The organism is Cryobacterium sp. SO1 (assembly GCF_004210215.2).
Lineage (GTDB): Bacteria > Actinomycetota > Actinomycetes > Actinomycetales > Microbacteriaceae > Cryobacterium.
Genome location: NZ_CP067394.1, coordinates 2,615,968 through 2,632,059, shown reverse-complemented (window position 1 = coordinate 2,632,059; position 16,092 = coordinate 2,615,968). Strand labels below are relative to the sequence as shown.

General features: G+C 68.0%; 16 protein-coding genes and 1 pseudogene. 6 read left to right on the top strand and 11 right to left on the bottom strand.

Annotation, left to right across the window (positions count from 1 at the left end; translation table 11 throughout):
* Positions 1-8: 8 nt before the first annotated feature.
* Entirely contained in the window at positions 9-710 is a 702-nt protein-coding gene (locus BJQ95_RS12460) for a hemolysin III family protein (RefSeq protein WP_130176128.1), read from the bottom strand.
* Between the two features lie 76 nt (positions 711-786).
* Here BJQ95_RS12460 and BJQ95_RS12455 point away from each other — a divergent pair, with 76 nt between their 5' ends.
* From BJQ95_RS12455 to BJQ95_RS12445, 3 genes are all read left to right on the top strand, one after another.
* Positions 787-1,566: an isoprenyl transferase gene (locus BJQ95_RS12455; RefSeq protein WP_130176127.1), complete on the top strand. Its 780-nt coding sequence runs from the start codon at positions 787-789 to the stop codon at positions 1,564-1,566.
* On the top strand, positions 1,563-2,711 hold the full coding sequence (locus BJQ95_RS12450; RefSeq protein ID WP_240694564.1) for an aminotransferase class V-fold PLP-dependent enzyme: 1,149 nt from the start codon (positions 1,563-1,565) through the stop codon (positions 2,709-2,711). Before BJQ95_RS12455 ends, BJQ95_RS12450 begins: the two co-directional genes overlap by 4 nt.
* A 213-nt stretch (positions 2,712-2,924) precedes the next feature.
* Positions 2,925-4,274, top strand: a complete 1,350-nt coding sequence (locus BJQ95_RS12445; RefSeq protein WP_370688338.1) for a PhoH family protein — start codon at positions 2,925-2,927, stop codon at positions 4,272-4,274.
* A 64-nt stretch (positions 4,275-4,338) separates the two neighbouring features.
* On the opposite strand, the gene BJQ95_RS12440 is transcribed toward BJQ95_RS12445, so the two are convergent.
* From BJQ95_RS12440 to xseA, 5 genes and pseudogenes are all read right to left on the bottom strand, one after another.
* A complete protein-coding gene (locus BJQ95_RS12440; protein WP_240694569.1) occupies positions 4,339-5,700 on the bottom strand; it encodes an aspartate ammonia-lyase in 1,362 nt (453 codons plus the stop codon).
* Between the two features lie 105 nt (positions 5,701-5,805).
* A pseudogene (locus BJQ95_RS12435) lies at positions 5,806-6,443 on the bottom strand (carbonic anhydrase).
* Positions 6,440-7,129 carry a DUF4245 domain-containing protein gene (locus BJQ95_RS12430; protein ID WP_130176124.1) on the bottom strand — a complete coding sequence of 230 codons (690 nt, stop codon included), beginning with the start codon at positions 7,127-7,129 and terminating at the stop codon, positions 6,440-6,442. Before BJQ95_RS12430 ends, BJQ95_RS12435 begins: the two are co-directional and overlap by 4 nt.
* Positions 7,126-7,353, bottom strand: coding sequence for an exodeoxyribonuclease VII small subunit (locus BJQ95_RS12425; protein WP_130176123.1), 228 nt, complete (start codon positions 7,351-7,353; stop codon positions 7,126-7,128). The genes BJQ95_RS12430 and BJQ95_RS12425 overlap by 4 nt, the downstream gene beginning before the upstream one ends.
* A gap of 10 nt (positions 7,354-7,363) precedes the next feature.
* Positions 7,364-8,590, bottom strand: a complete 1,227-nt coding sequence (gene xseA, locus BJQ95_RS12420; protein WP_240694563.1) for an exodeoxyribonuclease VII large subunit — start codon at positions 8,588-8,590, stop codon at positions 7,364-7,366.
* 110 nt (positions 8,591-8,700) lie between these two features.
* Here xseA and BJQ95_RS12415 point away from each other — a divergent pair, with 110 nt between their 5' ends.
* Positions 8,701-9,741: a 4-hydroxy-3-methylbut-2-enyl diphosphate reductase gene (locus BJQ95_RS12415; RefSeq protein WP_130176144.1), complete on the top strand. Its 1,041-nt coding sequence runs from the start codon at positions 8,701-8,703 to the stop codon at positions 9,739-9,741.
* A gap of 18 nt (positions 9,742-9,759) precedes the next feature.
* Here BJQ95_RS12415 and BJQ95_RS12410 read toward each other — a convergent pair whose 3' ends face one another.
* Positions 9,760-10,338 carry a DUF6264 family protein gene (locus tag BJQ95_RS12410; RefSeq protein WP_130176122.1) on the bottom strand — a complete coding sequence of 193 codons (579 nt, stop codon included), beginning with the start codon at positions 10,336-10,338 and terminating at the stop codon, positions 9,760-9,762.
* Positions 10,339-10,353: 15 nt separating this feature from the next.
* Positions 10,354-11,379: a class II fructose-bisphosphate aldolase gene (fbaA, locus tag BJQ95_RS12405; protein ID WP_130176121.1), complete on the bottom strand. Its 1,026-nt coding sequence runs from the start codon at positions 11,377-11,379 to the stop codon at positions 10,354-10,356.
* A 183-nt stretch (positions 11,380-11,562) separates the two neighbouring features.
* On the opposite strand from fbaA, the gene glpX reads away from it, so the two are divergent.
* Positions 11,563-12,549: a class II fructose-bisphosphatase gene (gene glpX, locus BJQ95_RS12400; RefSeq protein WP_130176120.1), complete on the top strand. Its 987-nt coding sequence runs from the start codon at positions 11,563-11,565 to the stop codon at positions 12,547-12,549.
* A 4-nt stretch (positions 12,550-12,553) separates the two neighbouring features.
* Here the strand turns inward: glpX and BJQ95_RS12395 are convergent, their stop codons facing one another.
* From BJQ95_RS12395 to BJQ95_RS12385, 3 genes are read right to left on the bottom strand one after another with little or no spacing between them, the layout of a single operon-like run.
* Positions 12,554-13,210, bottom strand: a complete 657-nt coding sequence (locus BJQ95_RS12395; RefSeq protein WP_130176119.1) for a pentapeptide repeat-containing protein — start codon at positions 13,208-13,210, stop codon at positions 12,554-12,556.
* Positions 13,210-13,647: a nitroreductase family deazaflavin-dependent oxidoreductase gene (locus BJQ95_RS12390; RefSeq protein ID WP_130176118.1), complete on the bottom strand. Its 438-nt coding sequence runs from the start codon at positions 13,645-13,647 to the stop codon at positions 13,210-13,212. Before BJQ95_RS12390 ends, BJQ95_RS12395 begins: the two co-directional genes overlap by 1 nt.
* Before the next feature lie 5 nt (positions 13,648-13,652).
* Positions 13,653-14,927, bottom strand: coding sequence for an MFS transporter (locus BJQ95_RS12385; protein WP_130176117.1), 1,275 nt, complete (start codon positions 14,925-14,927; stop codon positions 13,653-13,655).
* Positions 14,928-14,968: 41 nt separating this feature from the next.
* On the opposite strand from BJQ95_RS12385, the gene prfB reads away from it, so the two are divergent.
* On the top strand, positions 14,969-16,075 hold the full coding sequence (prfB, locus tag BJQ95_RS12380; RefSeq protein WP_130176116.1) for a peptide chain release factor 2: 1,107 nt from the start codon (positions 14,969-14,971) through the stop codon (positions 16,073-16,075).
* Positions 16,076-16,092: the final 17 nt, after the last annotated feature.

Genomic DNA, 16,092 nt, shown 5'->3' with positions numbered 1-16,092 from the left:
AGCGGGCCCTACGGGTAGAGCGGGTGGGTCGCGATGATCAGGATCGCGACCCAGTGGCAGAGGAACGCCACGACGGTGAGCGAGTGGAAGATCTCGTGGAATCCGAAGACTCCGGGAACCGGATTGGGCTTCTTGAGGCCGTAGACGACGGCGCCGACCGAGTAGCAGAGTCCGCCGACCATGATCAGCGTCATCATCAGGGCATCGGCCTGGAAGAAGTCGACGATGAACATCAGTGCGCCCCAGCCGAGCGCCAGGTAGAGCGGCACGTACAACCAGCGCGGGGCGTTGATCCAGAACACCCGGAACGCGATGCCGAGGATGGCGCCGCCCCAGACCAGCGACAGCAGCAGCACGGCCTTCTCCGGCGGGAGGGCCAGCACCGTGATGGGCGTGTAGGAGCCGGCGATCAGCAGGAAGATGTTGGCGTGGTCGATGCGTTTGAGCACCATCCGGGTGCGCGGCTGCCAGTTGAACCGGTGGTACAACGCCGAATTGCCGAACAGGAGCATCGAACTGGCCACAAAGACCGCCGAGCTCCACTTCGCGGCCGGGCCGTCGGCGGCGAGCAGGAGAACGATGCCGGCGACGATGGTGACCGGGAACGTACCCGCGTGGATCCAGCCCCGCCAGGTTGGCTTTTCGGCAAGCGGATGCTCGATCTCGTCTTCGAGAAGAGGGAGATTCGGGATGTCGTCCGTGGAGGCCATGTTGTCAGGATACGGCAGCGCCGGAAGCCATGCGGCGCGAACGCGGGCCGGATTGAGCTAGCGTAACTGTGTGCAGATGCGGCAATCCTCCCTCGGACGCGGACTCCTTTACCGGATCTACCAGCGTCGGCTGCGTCGCGGGCTGACCGCCGCGGTCCTGCCCAAGCACGTTGCCATGATCATCGACGGCAACCGCCGCTGGGCCAAGCAGCTCGGCTACGACTCCGCCGCGCACGGCCATCGGGCCGGGGCCGCGAAGATGCGCGAGTTCCTGGAATGGTGCGACGATCTCGGCATCTCCGTCGTCACGCTGTACCTGCTCTCCGCCGACAACCTCACCCAGCGGCCGACCGAGGAACTCGATGCCCTGTTCGAGATCATCGCTGACCTCGCCGAGGACCTCTCGCACTACCGGGACTGGAAGGTGCAGCAGGTCGGCTCCAAGAAGTGCCTTCCCGGCCCGCTCGAAGGCGCCCTGGCCGCCGCGGAGGCCCGCACCCACGCCAACCGCGGCCTGCACGTGAATCTCGCCGTCGGGTACGGCGGCCGCACCGAGATCACCGATGCGATGCGCAGCATCGTCTCCACCCACCACGCCCACGGCGGGACCCTCGAAGACCTCGCCGAGACCCTCACCCCTGAGCTGATCGGCCAGCACCTGTACACGGGCGGCCAGCCCGACCCGGACCTGGTCATCCGTACCTCGGGCGAGCAGCGGCTCAGTGACTTCATGCTCTGGCAGAGCGCGCACAGCGAGTTCTACTTCGTCGAGGCCCTCGGCCCCGACCTTCGCCAGGTCGACTTCCTGCGGGCCCTGCGCGACTTCGCCAAACGGCACCGCAGGTTCGGCGGGTGAGCAGGGTCGACACGCCCCTGGCCGGCTACCTGGACGGATTCACCGAAGACCCCGGTTACCTGGACTACGGTCGCATCGGCCCGGTCTCCAGGGCCGTCGTGGCCGAAACGCGCGGCCAGACCGAAATCCTCGCCAGGGCGCGGTTCGGCAGTCTGGGGCATTTCGGTGAGCAAGACCTGCGGATGCGTACCGCGGTGGCGGCCGTTCTCGGCTTCCGGACCGATCAGATCGTGTCGCAGCCGAACACCAGCATGGGCCTCATGCACGCCATGTTCGGTCTCACGGGTGACGTGCTGCTCTCGCCGGCGGACTTTCCCAGCGTGCCGTTCGCGGCCGTGCGCGCCGCCGAGGCGCTGCACGTGGCCACCCCGCTCTGGCTCACGGTGGACGGCGGCGAGAATAGCGCCGGAGCGGTCACGCCCGGCCAGGTGCGCGACCAGCTGACACCGGGCACCGCCGCGGTCGCCGTCAGCCTGGTCGACTCCCGCACGGGCTTCAGGGTCGACCTGGAGGGCATCCGGCAGGTGATCGGTGACCGGCTGCTCATCGTGGACGCGATTCAGGGTTTCGGGGTGGTCGACGCGGCCTACGAGGTCGCCGACGTTGTCGTCTCCGGCGGCCAGAAATGGGTCAGGGCCGGCTGGGGTACCGGTTTCCTCGCCCTGAGCGACCGCGCCGTCGAACGGCTCACCCCCGTCGTGTCCGGTTTCACCGGCACCGACGCGACCGAATCCTGGGATGAGGTGCTGCCGCCGGTGCGTGCGGCGTCGGCGTTCCGGGTCACCAACGGCGACGGCATCGCCCAGGCCGGGTTCGCGACGGCGCTGGAGGAGATCCAGGCCGTGGGGGTGGCCACGATCGAGGGCGCCGTTCAGGGCAACGTGGACCGGCTGATCAACCTGGCCGACGAATATGCCCTGCCGGTTGTCTCCTCCAGGGACGTACGGGAACGGGCCGGCCTGGTGGTGCTCGCGCCGCCCGCCGAGCGCCTCACCGCGCTGGGCGCGGCGTTGCACAACCACGGGGTCACCGTGACGACCAGGGGCGGCAGGGTGCGCCTCAGTGTGCACGCCCACCTCGCCGGCGACACCGTCGACATGCTGCGAGGCGCTCTGATGGCGTACTCCGCCGGCGCCACCTACTAGACTGCCCGCCCCGTGTGCCCCGCCCGCCGGCGGTGAACGTTAACGTCTCATGACCTTGGGCGTGTCGTTTTTCCAATTCCCAGCCGATCGACGTACGTTCATCACATCAGGTACGGCACCTGATCGAGACGGCCACATAAGTACGGCTCGAGAAAAAAAGCTTGTGGTCGTTCGCTAAGAATCCGCACCCTCGGGTGCGGGGTGGGAGTGGCTGTGACCGCTAATCGAACCGACTACCTGAACGTGGACCAGAGCGTCTCAGGGGTCGACCAAACCGAGCGCACCTTCGTGCTGGACACCTCGGTGCTGCTCTCGGATCCCAAGGCGATCTTCCGTTTCGCCGAGCATGCCGTGGTGTTGCCGGTGGTGGTGATCACCGAACTCGAGTCCAAGCGCAACGACCCGGAGATCGGCTACTTCGCCCGGCAGGCGCTGCGCTACCTCGACGAGCTGCGGGTCAAGCACGAACGGCTCGACTTCGCCATCCCGGTGGGCGAGGGCGGCAGCCTGCGGGTGGAGCTGAACCACTCCAACATGTCGGTGCTGCCCAACGGCCTGCAACTGGGCGACAATGACTCGCGGATCCTGGCGGTGGCGATGAACCTGGCCAACGACGGGCTGGCCGTCACGGTGGTGTCCAAAGACCTGCCGCTGCGGGTCAAGGCCGCCTCGATCGGCCTGGCCGCCGACGAGTACCGGCACGAGCTGGCGGTGGACTCGGGCTGGACCGGCATGGATGAGATCACCCTGAGCGCCGAGCAGGTGAACGACCTCTACGACAAGGAGTCCCTGCAGACCCGGCTGGTGCAGGACATGCCCGTCAACACGGGCCTGGTGATCCACTCCGATCGCGGTTCAGCGCTCGGCCGGGTCACCGGCCGGGGCGAGTTGCGCCTGGTGCGGGGCGACCGGGACCTGTTCGGCCTGCACGGCCGCTCGGCCGAGCAGCGCCTGGCGATCGACCTGCTGCTCGACCCGGAGATCGGCATCCTGTCGTTGGGAGGTCGAGCGGGGACGGGGAAGTCGGCGCTCGCCCTCTGCGCGGGCCTTGAGGCCGTTCTCGAGCGTCAGCAGCACCGCAAGATCATGGTGTTCCGGCCGCTCTACGCGGTGGGCGGCCAGGAGCTCGGCTACCTGCCCGGTGACGCGCAGGAGAAGATGGGCCCGTGGGGCCAGGCGGTCTTCGACACCCTCGGCGCCCTGGTCAGCGAGAACGTGCTCGAGGAGGTCGTCGAGCGCGGCATCCTCGAGGTGCTGCCGCTCACCCACATCCGCGGCCGGAGCCTGCACGACGCCTTCGTGATCGTGGACGAGGCGCAGTCGCTGGAGCGGAACGTTTTGCTGACGGTGCTGAGCCGCATCGGGCAGAACTCCCGCGTGGTGCTCACCCACGATGTGGCGCAGCGCGACAACCTGCGGGTGGGCCGTTTCGACGGGGTCGCCTCGGTCATCGAGACCCTCAAGGGGCACCCGCTCTTCGCGCACATGACCCTGACCCGGTCGGAGCGGAGCGCCATTGCCGCCCTGGTCACGGAAATGTTGGAGGGCAACGAGCTGAGTTGACCGATCCGTCGGTCGAGCTTGTCGAGACCCGGTACCAGGTCTCGACAAGCTCGACCAGCGATTACTACTGCGGCGGCCTCGTCATGCTCAGAACGTCCAGAGCCGTGTCGAGCTGCTCGAGGGTCACCTCGCCGCGCTGAACGAAACCGAGGTCGATCACCGACTCTCGCACCGTGAGGCCCTGAGCCACGGAGTGCTTGGCGACCTTGGCGGCGGCCTCGTAGCCGATCACCCGGTTGAGCGGGGTGACGATCGACGGCGAGGACTCGGCCAGCGCGCGGGCCCGGTCGAGGTTGGCCTCCAGGCCGTCGACGGTCTTGTCGGCGAGTACCCTGGCCCCGTTGGCGAGCAGCCGGATCGACTCGAGCAGGGCGGTGCCCATCACGGGGATGGCCACGTTGAGCTCGAACGCGCCGGAGGCGCCCGACCAGGCGATGGTGGCGTCGTTGCCGATCACCCGGGAGCAGACCATGAGCACGGCCTCCGGGATGACCGGGTTGACCTTGCCGGGCATGATCGACGATCCGGGCTGCAGGTCGGGGATGCTCAGCTCCCCGATGCCGGTGTTGGGGCCCGAGCCCATCCAGCGCAGGTCGTTGCAGATCTTCGTCAGGCCCACGGCGATGGTGCGGAGCGCCCCGGAGGCATCCACGAGACCGTCACGGTTGGCCTGCGCCTCGAAATGGTCGATGGCCTCGGTGATCGGCAGTTCGGTCTCTGCGGTGAGCAGTTCGATGACGAGCTGTGGGAAGCCGGCGGGGGTGTTGATGCCGGTGCCGACGGCGGTGCCGCCCAGCGGCACCTCGGCGACGCGGGGGAGCGCGGTGCGCACCCGCTCGATGCCCAGGCGCATCTGGCGGGCGTAACCGCCGAACTCCTGGCCCAACGTGACCGGGGTGGCATCCATCAGGTGGGTGCGGCCGGCCTTGACTGCGGTCGCCCACAGTTCGGCCTTGGCCTCGAACGCCACCGCGAGGTGGTCGAGCGACGGGATCAGGTCGTCGATGAGAGCGCTGGTCACCGCGATGTGCACCGAGGTGGGGAAGACGTCGTTGGAGGACTGAGAAGCGTTCACGTGGTCGTTGGGGTGCACCGGGCTGCCCAGGCGCCGGGTGGCGAGGGTGGCGAGCACCTCGTTCATGTTCATGTTCGACGAGGTGCCGCTGCCGGTCTGGTACACGTCGATGGGGAACTCGGCGTCGTGGCGGCCCGTGATGACCTCGTCCGCTGCCGCCGCGATGGCGTCGGCGACGGCCGGGTCGAGCACCCCCAGGCGGGCGTTGGCGAGGGCGGCCGACTTCTTGATGCGGGCCAGGGCCGCGATCTGGGCGGACTCGAGCACCGACCCGGAGATCGGGAAGTTCTCGACCGCGCGCTGCGTCTGCGCGCCGTAGAGCGCGTTGACGGGAACCCGCACCTCGCCCATCGTGTCGCGCTCGATCCGGTATTCGGTCGGCACGGAGTCTGTCTCAGTTGAAATGTCCACCACGGTGTGTCATACCTTTCGATTCATTGCTTTGTGACGAGGGCTCTAGACGACGCCGACGACGATGTCCGGATCAGCCCGGCCCTCGAGGAGCCGGTAGTTCGCGCCGACGATAGCCAATGTACCTTCTGCGATGGCGGCACTGATCATCTCGGAGCGTTGGACGAGTTCGGCGACAGTGTCGCGCAGGTGTTCCCGGCCCACGGCGGATGCGTCGATGTCGTCGGTGTCGAGCGGGCCGGTCGTGGGGCCGCCGACGCGGCGCACGGCCGGCACGATCTTTTCGATGATGGTGTTGATGTGCGGGGGCAGGGCCGCGGCGTCTGCGCCTTGCGAGTCGATGGCGGCGCGCACCGCGCCGCACCTGTCGTGGCCGAGCACCAGGATCAGCGGAACGTTGAGCACGGCGACGGCGTATTCGAGCGAGCCGAGCACGGAGTCGGAGATGACCTGGCCGGCGTTCCGCACGACGAACAGGTCGCCCAGGCCCTTGTCGAAGATGATCTCGGCGGCGAGTCTGGAGTCGCTGCAGCCGAACAGGGCGGCCATCGGGGTCTGCACGAACGCGGTCTCGGCGCGACGGTCGACGTCCTGGCGGGGGTGCTGGGGGTGCCGGCGACAAACCGCTCGTTTCCCGCTGCCAGTTCGTTCCAGACCTGGGCTGGTGTGAGGGTGTCACTCATTCGCTGGAACCATTCTGTTCGGTGCTGGTCTGCTCTGTGCTGATGTCTGTGCTGATGGGCTCGGCGAGGGCGCCGGCCAGGACGCTGAGCTCTTCGTCGGAGGCGGTGCCGATCAGCAGGTAACTGCTGGCGCCGGCGTCGGTGACGAGGGCGGACTCGAAATTGCCCCGGTCTTCCTGGGGCGCCGGGTTGCGGTAGACGTCCCACTCGACGCCGTCGATGGTGACGGTGTCGTCTGCGGCGACGTTCCCCAGCTTGTCGGCCAGCCAGGTGGGGTTCGCGTCGACGGCCTGGGTGAGGCCGATGAACTCGTTCGACGGGGTGAGCAGGCCGATGTACCAGCTGGAGACGCCGTCACTGCCGCCGCTTCGCCATTCGGCAGCGTTCGCGGCCCAGCCCGCGGGCAGATCGGGGGCCACCAGAGCCACGTCGACACCGGTTTGGACCTGTTCGGCCACACCGGCGTAGTCCACGTTCCGGGTCAGCGGGGTGTCGCTGCGCGGCACGATCAGCACCAGCACGATGACGGCGCCCACGGTCGCCAGCAACGAGTAGACGAGATTGTTGATGGTCTTCCGCGAACGGTAGTTGCGGGAGTTCGTCGCCAGCCGGGTGGCCCGTTCCTCCGCGGTCTCCGGGCGGCCGAGCTCCGCGACGACGCGCGGTGGGCGGGGGCTGCGGCTCATTCCGCGGCGGCCGCGCCGCGGGCGGCGTCCAGGCGTGCCTTCGCGCCGATCAGCCATTCCTCGCAGCGGGTCGCGAGGGCTTCGCCTCGCTCCCACAGGGACAGGGACTCTTCGAGCGTCGACGCGCCCTGCTCGAGCACCGTGACGACGCGAATCAGTTCGTCCCTGGCCTGCTCGTAACTGAGCGAGTCGACGGGAACGGGCGTGCCTGCGGACGAAGTCATGTCAGCCATTCTATTTCGAGACGGCCGGCACGGTGCCCACGGCCACGGTGATCAGCAGATCGGTGCCGGCCTGCGCCTGGTCGCTCGAGCGCAGCACGTGGCCGTCGGGCAGCTGCACGATGGCGTAGCCGCGGTCCAGGGTGCCCTGCGGGGAGAGGGCGCGCAGCTGGGAGCGGAGTTCCAGCACGCTGGAGCCCGCGCGTTCGAGGGTGCGGTGCATCAGCTCGGCACCGCGGGCCACGAACCGGGTGAGGTCCTGCGAGCGGCTGTCGATGATCCAGTCGGCGCCGGCGAGCACCGGGCGGCTGCGGAGGGTGCCGAGCCTGTCCACCTCGGTGGCGAGGGTGCCGGTGAGCCGGCTGCTCAGGCGCGCCCGGGCCTGCTGCACCCGGTTGAGTTCGTCGGAGACGTCGGGTACGACCCGTTTGGCGGCGTCGGTGGGGGTGGAGGCGCGCAGATCGGCCACATCGTCGAGCAGCGGCCGGTCGGCCTCGTGGCCGATGGCGCTGACCACCGGGGTGGTGCAGGCCGCGACGGCGCGCACCAGGGACTCGTCGCTGAAGCCGAGCAGGTTCTGGAAGTCGCCGCCGCCGCGGGCGACGATGATGACATCCACCTCCGGGTCGGCATCGAGCCGTGTGATGGCCGCGGTGACCTCGCCGACCATCCGGTCGCCCTGCACGGCGGCGTGCACAACGCTGAAGTCCACCGCCGGCCAGCGCAGCTGGGCGTTGCGGAGCACATCCTTCTCGGCGTCGGAGTCCTTGCCGGTGACCAGGCCGATGCGGTGCGGCAGGAAGGGCAGCGCCCGCTTGCGGGAGGCATCGAACAGGCCCTCCGCCGTGAGCTGAGCGCGCAACCGTTCGAGACGCTCAAGCAGGTCGCCCAGCCCCACGTGCCGCAGCTCGAAGACCTGCATCGTGAGGGTGCCGCCCTTGACCCAGTAGTTGGGCTTGACCAGCGCGATCACCCGGTCGCCCTGCTTGAAGTCACCGGTGAGGCGGGCCTTCACCGACGACCACACCGTGAAGCTCACCGTCGCATCCACCGAGAGGTCCTTGAGCTTGCCGTAGACGTTGCCGCCGCTGGCGCCCCACTGCACGATCTCACCCTCGACCCAGGCGGTGCCGAGCCGTTCGATGTAGCCGCGGATCTTGTTCGAGAGCACCGCGACCGGCCAGGGGGCGTCGACGGTGGGCGGCTCATCGCCGGCGGCGGGCATCGTGACAGCGTTCATGGTTCTCCAGGTCTGCAGGTCTACTGACGGCTCGCACGGTCTGTCCAGACGCGCCCGCTTAGACTGTTCAGGTGAGTACCAGTACTAATGCGCCCGTGATCGGCCTTGGCATGCCCAGAATTCCGAGCCTGGCCAACAGGCTCAAGGATACCCCGGTGGAAGGGCCGAAAAAGGTGCTGCTCGCGGCCCCACGCGGCTACTGCGCCGGCGTGGACCGCGCCGTCATCGCCGTCGAGAAGGCCCTCGAGCTGTACGGCGCCCCCGTGTACGTGCGCAAACAGATTGTGCACAACACCCACGTGGTCAGCGAACTCGAGAAGAAGGGTGCCATCTTCGTCGAAGAAGTGGATGAGGTTCCCACCGGTTCGCATATCGTCTTCAGCGCCCACGGCGTGTCGCCGGCCGTGGTCAACGCCGCCGCTGAGCGCGGCCTGTCGGCCATCGACGCCACCTGCCCGTTGGTCACCAAGGTGCACCGCGAGGCCGTGCGCTTCGCCAGGGACGATTTCGAGATCTTGCTGATCGGCCACGAGGGTCACGAAGAGGTCGAGGGCACCGCCGGCGAAGCGCCGGAGCACACGACCCTGGTCGGCAGCCCCGATGAAGCCGACACCATCACCGTGCGCGACCCGAACAAGGTGGTCTGGTTATCGCAGACCACGCTGAGCGTCGACGAGACCATGGAGACCGTCCGGCGCCTGCGGGCCCGGTTCCCCAACCTGCAGGACCCGCCCAGCGACGACATCTGCTACGCCACCCAGAACCGTCAGGTGGCCATCAAGAAGGTCGCCCGCGACTCCGACCTGGTCATCGTCGTCGGATCGGCCAACTCGTCCAACTCGGTGCGTCTGGTGGAGGTGGCGCTGGAATACGGCGCCAAGGCCGCCTACCGGGTGGACTACGCCAACGAAGTGAAGCAGGAATGGCTCGACGGAGTGAACACCGTCGGCGTCACCAGCGGGGCCTCCGTGCCGGAGGAACTGGTGGAGGAACTGCTGCGCGACCTGGCCGATGCCGGCTACGGAGACGTGGAGCAGGTCAAGACCGCTGAGGAAGATCTGCTCTTCTCGCTACCCAAGGAACTGCGTAAGGATCTGCAGGGCAAGACCGACGCGCGGGCGCTCGGTGGCCGGGTCAGCCAGCCCGAGTAGTCCTGCCGGGCTGCGCGGTTACGGCCGGCTGAAGTAGTCGAGCAGTGCCGGATCGCCGGCGAGCACAACGGCGGTGACCGCGACCAGCAGCACGAAAGCGACGACGCCGCCGACGATCGGAACGTAGAACGCCCGGCGGCCACGGAGCAGCAGCATGGTCGAGACCGTGGCGGTGGCCAGCCAGAGCACGCCGAGGCCGATGCTGCCGCCGGTGATGATCGCGCCGACCGAGTCGGCGGCGGTGTAATCGCCCAGGCTCGCCTGCGTGTAGAGCGTCTGCAAGGCCTCCGGCATCGAGCCGAGGATCGAGATGGTGAAGAACGCGCCGAGCACCCCCAGGATCAGCAGGCTGAGGGTGACGGGTCGGTCCCAGGTCGGTGCCGATCCTGGTGCCGAGCTCGGTACGGCACGGCCAGGGGTCACGGGGGCCTGGACCGGTTCCGGGCTGACGACGGCAGAGTCCGCGGGCGCGTGTTCGTCCTGCGGCGGGGTCCAGGTCCAGCCCTCCGGGGCCAGCTCGCCGTAGCGGGGCTGGGGGCGGTAGTCCACCGGCGGGGTCGCCGGCGACTGGTCTGGAGCGTTCTCTGCCATCGTCATCCGGTTGTTTCTGATCTAGCTGTTGGAGTGTCCGGCGGAGCCGAGCTGGCGGGTGGCCTGGGCGACGCGGGCGGCCATGGCCGTCTCGGCAACCTTGCCCCAAGCGCGAGGGTCGTACAGCTTCTTGTTGCCCACTTCACCGTCGACCTTGAGCACGCCGTCGTAGTTCTTCAGCATGTAGTCGGCGATGGCGCGGGTGAACGCGTACTGGGTGTCGGTGTCGACGTTCATCTTCACGACGCCGTTGGCAACGGCTTCCGCGATCTCGGCGTCGGTCGAGCCGGAGCCGCCGTGGAAGACGAGGTCGAGCGGCAGGGCGCTGGTGCCGTACTTGGCGGCGACGCTCTCCTGGATCTCCGCAAGGAGCTCCGGGCGCAGCTTGACGTTGCCGGGCTTGTACACGCCGTGCACGTTGCCGAAGGTCAGGGCGGCCATGTAACGGCCCTGCTCGCCGAGGCCGAGGGCTTCGATCATCTTGACGGTGTCGTCGAAGGTTGTGTACAGGTTGTCGTTGATGTCGCCCTCAACGCCGTCTTCTTCGCCGCCGACGGCGCCGATCTCGACCTCGAGGATGGCGTTGATCGCCTTGGTACGGGTGATGATGCCCTTGGCGATCTCCAGGTTCTCGTCGAGCGCGATGGCGGAGCCGTCCCACATGTGCGACTGGAAGATTGGGTTGAAGCCGTCGGCGACTGCGGTCTCGGAGGCCGAGATCAGCGGCAGGACGAAGTCGTCCAGTGCGCCCTTGGGGCAGTGGTCGGTGTGCAGGGCAACGGTGACGGGGTAGTTGTCGGCAACGGCGTGCGCGAACTTGGCGAACGCGAGGGCGCCGGCGGCGCGGTTCTTGACGGTGTGGCCGGCGAAGTAGTCGGCGCCTCCGGTGGTCACCTGGATGATGCCGTCCGAGCCGGCTTCGGTCAGGCCCTGGAGAACGGCGTTGATCGACTGCGAGGAGGAAACGTTGAATGCGGGGTACGCGAACCCCTTCGACTTGGCCTTGTTCAGCATTTCGGCGTATTGGTCTGGGGTTGCGATGGGCATTGCGTCTCCTCGAAATCGAGCTGGGGTGTCTGTCAAGTGTAGCGAGAGCGGATGTGCACGTGCCGAGCGCGTCGGGGGTAGAAGGTCCTGCCCCAAAACGGGGGCTGGGTAAGCTGAGCCGGGTACCGTTCGATGCGGCACGTCCCTCAGCAACCCACATACGACCTCGAAGGACAACCACCAATGGTGAATACCGAACACGCTTCGCTCTACCTGCACCCCGACCGCAACCTCGGCATGGAGTTGGTGCGGGCCACCGAGGCCGCCGCCATCCGTGCGGTGCCGTTCATCGGCCGGGGCGACAAGAACGCCGCCGACGGTGCCGCGGTCGACGCCATGCGCAAGTTCCTCGGCACGGTCGATTTCGACGGCGTTGTCGTCATCGGCGAGGGCGAGAAGGACGACGCCCCCATGCTCTACAACGGCGAGCACGTCGGCAGTGGCCGCGGGCCGTCGTGCGACATCGCGGTCGACCCGATCGACGGCACCTCGCTCACGGCCAACGGCCGCCAGAACGCGCTGAGCATGATCGCCGTCGCCGACCGCGGCAGCATGTACGACCCCAGCGCCGTGTTCTACATGGACAAGATCGTCACCGGCTGGGAGGGCCACGGTGTTGTGGACCTGCGCCAGCCGATCGGCGAGAACATCCGCGCCCTCGCCAAGGCCAAGGGCAAGGACGTGGCCGACATGACCATCGCCATCCTCGACCGTCCGCGCCACGCGGGCCTGATCGACGAGGTGCGCGCCGCGGGAGCCGGCACCCGCCTGATGCTCGACGGCGACGTGGCCGGCGGCATCAACGCTGCGCTGAGCGAGACCCGCATCGACATGTGCGTGGGCATCGGCGGCACCCCGGAGGGCATCATCACCGCGTGCGCACTCAAGGCGCTCGGTGGGTTCATCCAGGCCCGGCTGCACCCCAAGGACGACGACGAGGCGCAGAAGGCCATCGACGCGGGCCATGACCTCGAGCGGATCCTGGGCGTGGACGACCTCGTCACCAGCGACAACACCTACTTCGTGGCCACGGGCGTCACCGACGGCCAGTTGGTCGGCGGGGTGCGCAAGATGGGCCCGAAGATCCGCACAGAGTCCATCGTGCTGCGAGGCAAGAGCGGCACCATTCGCCGGGTCGTGGCCGAGCACCTCGCGGAGAAGTGGCTCTAGCCGACTATTCGACCAGGATGCCGAGGTGCGCGGCCAACAGCGGCGCCAGCATCGACAGCTGAGCGTCGTCGATGGTGGCGCCCTTGAGGCCCTCAAGGCTGTGGATGGCCGAGAAGTCGCTCGAGCGCAGGTCGACGTCGGTGAGGCGGGCGCCGGCCACGTCGAGCGTGCCGATGCGGCAGTCGTGCAGTTCCAGCCGCTGCACGACGGCACTGGACAGGTCGAGCTCGTCGATGATGCAGTTGCTGATCAGCACGTCCGTGAGCGTGGAATTCCGCAGGTTCACGAAGTCCAGCTTCGAACCGTCGATCTGAACGCTGCGCAGGTTCGCGTCGTACATCTCCACCGAACCGAGCCTGGAATGCTCGATGCGCACGTCCCGCCAGGACGACCGGGGTGCGCTGAACACCGCGGCGTGCAGTTCGGTGGCGATGCATTCCGACCAGGAGCTGCCGCGCAGCACCGTGGTATTCAGGTCCACGGCGTGCAACTCGCACTCGGTGAAGCTCGTGCCGGTGAGGTCCCGGCCGGAGAAATCCACCCGGCTGAACCGCTCGGCCTCCCTGTCGTCGCCGCGCCCCACCAGGGCGCCGTCGTCGTCCAGCAGGTTCTCGAGAATGATGCGGTCCAGTTGCGGGCCGCGCTTCTTGGAGCGGGCCACTAGGACAACGGCTCGAGCAGGAACACCGGGATGACCCGGTCGGTCTTCTTTTGGTAGTCGGCATAGTCCGGGTACGCGGCCACCGCGCGTTCCCACCACAGTGCCTTCTCCTCGCCGGTGATCTCCCGCGCCCGCATGTCCTGCCTGATCGGGCCGTCCTGCACCTCCACGAGCGGATGCGCGAGAACGTTGGCGTACCAGACCGGGTTCTTCGGGCTGCCGCCGAGCGATGCGACGGCGGCGTACCGGCCGTCGTGCTCGACTCGCATCAGCGGGGCCTTGCGGATCTTCCCGGACTTCGCTCCGACGGTGCTCAGCACGATCACGGGCATCCCGCGCATTGTGGTGCCCGCGGTGCCGCCAGAGGTCTCGTAGAGGTCGACCTGATCGCGGACCCACTTCTCAGGGCTGGGCTGGTACTCGCCGTGCAGGGGCATGATGGCTATCTTTCTCTCGGGAAAAAACGAGGGTGGCGCGGTGCGTACCGGGGAATGTAGCGCCAGAGCACCCCGGCGCCGAGGAGCCCCACGATGCCCATGACACCACTGGCCACCGACAGCGACAACACCGCGGTCATGCCGGCGACGGCCAGGGGAGCGGCGGCGCTGCCGAAATCGGCGGTGAAACGCCAGGCACCCAGGAACGGTGCCGGCCCGGTTGCCGGTGCCAGGTCGGCGCCCAGGGTCATCAGCAGACCGCTGCCGATGCCGTTGGCCAGCGACAGGAACATGGCCACGGCGATGAACCATGCCACGTTGTCGGGCAGGTCGTGGGTGAACGAGAGGGCGACCATGCCGATGCCCAGCCCGATCATCGACGGGATCGCCGTCCACATCCGGCCGAACCGGTCCATGATCTGGCCGCTGGCGTAGAACAAGGCGAAATCGATGCCGCCGGCGATGCCGATGATCAGGGCCGTGTCCGGCTCGTTGATGCCGATGCTGACCGCCCAGAGCGGCAGCATCACCGTGCGGGTGGCGCGCATCGCGCCGACGAGGCCCGCGCCCGTGCCGAGTCGTAGCAGCACGCCGCGGTAGCGCCAGATGGTGGCGAACAGGCCGGTGGTCTCCGCCTTGGCTTCGTCCTCTCCGGCCGTGCGCACGGTGGTGCCGGTGGGTGCTCCGGGCGCTGCGCTGGCGAAGGTGCTTGAGGGGTCCGGCAGCAGCATCAGCACCACGGCCGCCGCCAGGCAGCAGACGATGAACACCCAGAAGACCGCGGTGGTGCTGCCGGTGAGCTGGATGACGCCGGCCGCGATGAACGGGCCGACGAACCAGCCGGCCCGGAAGACGCCGCCGAGGGTGGAGAGGGCCCTGGCCCGGTAGGCCACGGGTACGTAGCTGGTCATGAAGGCGTGCCGGGCCAGGGCGAAAACGGCGGTGGCCAGGCCGATGAGGAAGATGCCGACCAGCAGGACGACCGGGTTGGGGGCGACGATGCAGACCAGCACGGCAAGGATCGCCAGCAGCGACGCGCCGATCATCGAGTTCCGCTCGCCGAAGCGCGACACGACCGCGCCGCTGGGAATGTCCCCGACGAGTTCGCCGACCATCACCATGGCCGCGATGAATCCGGCAAACGCGAGGGAGGCACCGAGGCTGTCGGCCACCAGCGGGATCAGCGGGATCATCGCGCCCTCGCCGATCGAGAAGAGCATGGTGGGCAGGAACGCCGCGAGAGCCACTCCCCGGAGGCTGAAGGGGCGGTCGGTACTCATCCGTTCGATGCTACCTCTCGCCCGGTAGGCTGGATTCCACAATGATTGAGTTGGATTTCTCTGAGCAGATCGCCGCGCTGCGGGCCACGTTTGACGACATCCGGTCGGTGATCGACATGGACAGGCTGCGCCTGGACATTGCCGAACTGAACGATGCGGCGGGTGCCCCCGACCTGTGGAACGACTCCGAGCACGCCCAAAAGGTGACCAGCGACCTCAGTCACCGCCAGAGCGAGCTCAAGCGCATCGAGAGCATCGAGTCGCGCCTGAACGACCTCGAGGTGCTCGTGGAGCTGGCCAACGCCGAGGGCGACCAGGAGTCGGCCGAGGAGGCCACCGCCGAGTTGAAGAGCGTGCAGAAGGTGCTCGGCGACCTCGAGGTGCACACCCTGCTCAACGGCGAGTTCGACCCGAACCCGGCCGTGATCACCATCCGTGCCGGTGCCGGCGGGGTGGATGCCGCCGACTTCGCCGAGATGCTGCTGCGGATGTACCTGCGCTGGGCCGAGCAGCACGACTACACCACCAATGTGCTCGACGTGAGCTACGCCGAAGAGGCCGGCATCAAGTCCGCCACCTTCGAGGTGAACGCGCCGTACGCCTTCGGCACCCTCAGCGTCGAGGCCGGCACCCACCGGCTGGTGCGGATGAGCCCGTTCAACTCCGCGGGCAAGCGCCAGACCTCCTTCGCCGCCGTCGAGGTGGTACCGCTGATCGAGCAGGCCGAGGCCGTGGAGATCCCCGACAACGACATCCGGGTCGACGTGTTCCGCTCCAGCGGCCCCGGCGGCCAGTCGGTCAACACCACCGACTCCGCCGTGCGCATCACCCACCTGCCCACCGGCCTGGTGGTGAGCTGCCAGAACGAGAAGAGCCAGATCCAGAACCGTGCCGCGGCCATGCGGGTGCTGGCCTCCCGGCTGCTGCTGCTGCAGCGTGAGCAGGAAGCGGCCACCAAGAAGGAATTCGCCGGCATCATCACCGCCAGCTGGGGTGACCAGATGCGCAGTTACGTGCTCGCTCCGTACCAGATGGTCAAGGACCTGCGCACCGAGTACGAGGTCAACAACCCGTCCAACGTCTTTGACGGCGACCTGGACGGATTCATCGCCGCGGGCATCCGGTGGCGCAAAACCCCGACCGATTAAGGCGCCGGCACGACGCC

Bases quoted from the DNA above. Each gene is read 5' to 3' on its own strand.
- BJQ95_RS12385 (WP_130176117.1), bottom strand. From the start codon at position 14,927: ATGAGTACCGACCGCCCCTTCAGCCTCCGGGGAGTGGCTCTCGCGGCG.
- BJQ95_RS12460 (WP_130176128.1), bottom strand. From the start codon at position 710: ATGGCCTCCACGGACGACATCCCGAATCTCCCTCTTCTCGAAGACGAG.
- BJQ95_RS12430 (WP_130176124.1), bottom strand. From the start codon at position 7,129: ATGAGCCGCAGCCCCCGCCCACCGCGCGTCGTCGCGGAGCTCGGCCGC.
- BJQ95_RS12390 (WP_130176118.1), bottom strand. From the start codon at position 13,647: ATGCCCCTGCACGGCGAGTACCAGCCCAGCCCTGAGAAGTGGGTCCGC.
- BJQ95_RS12425 (WP_130176123.1), bottom strand. From the start codon at position 7,353: ATGACTTCGTCCGCAGGCACGCCCGTTCCCGTCGACTCGCTCAGTTAC.
- glpX (WP_130176120.1), top strand. From the start codon at position 11,563: ATGGTGAATACCGAACACGCTTCGCTCTACCTGCACCCCGACCGCAAC.
- prfB (WP_130176116.1), top strand. From the start codon at position 14,969: ATGATTGAGTTGGATTTCTCTGAGCAGATCGCCGCGCTGCGGGCCACG.
- BJQ95_RS12415 (WP_130176144.1), top strand. From the start codon at position 8,701: ATGCCCAGAATTCCGAGCCTGGCCAACAGGCTCAAGGATACCCCGGTG.
- BJQ95_RS12410 (WP_130176122.1), bottom strand. From the start codon at position 10,338: ATGACGATGGCAGAGAACGCTCCAGACCAGTCGCCGGCGACCCCGCCG.
- BJQ95_RS12455 (WP_130176127.1), top strand. From the start codon at position 787: ATGCGGCAATCCTCCCTCGGACGCGGACTCCTTTACCGGATCTACCAG.
- fbaA (WP_130176121.1), bottom strand. From the start codon at position 11,379: ATGCCCATCGCAACCCCAGACCAATACGCCGAAATGCTGAACAAGGCC.
- BJQ95_RS12440 (WP_240694569.1), bottom strand. From the start codon at position 5,700: ATGGGCGAGGTGCGGGTTCCCGTCAACGCGCTCTACGGCGCGCAGACG.
- xseA (WP_240694563.1), bottom strand. From the start codon at position 8,590: ATGAACGCTGTCACGATGCCCGCCGCCGGCGATGAGCCGCCCACCGTC.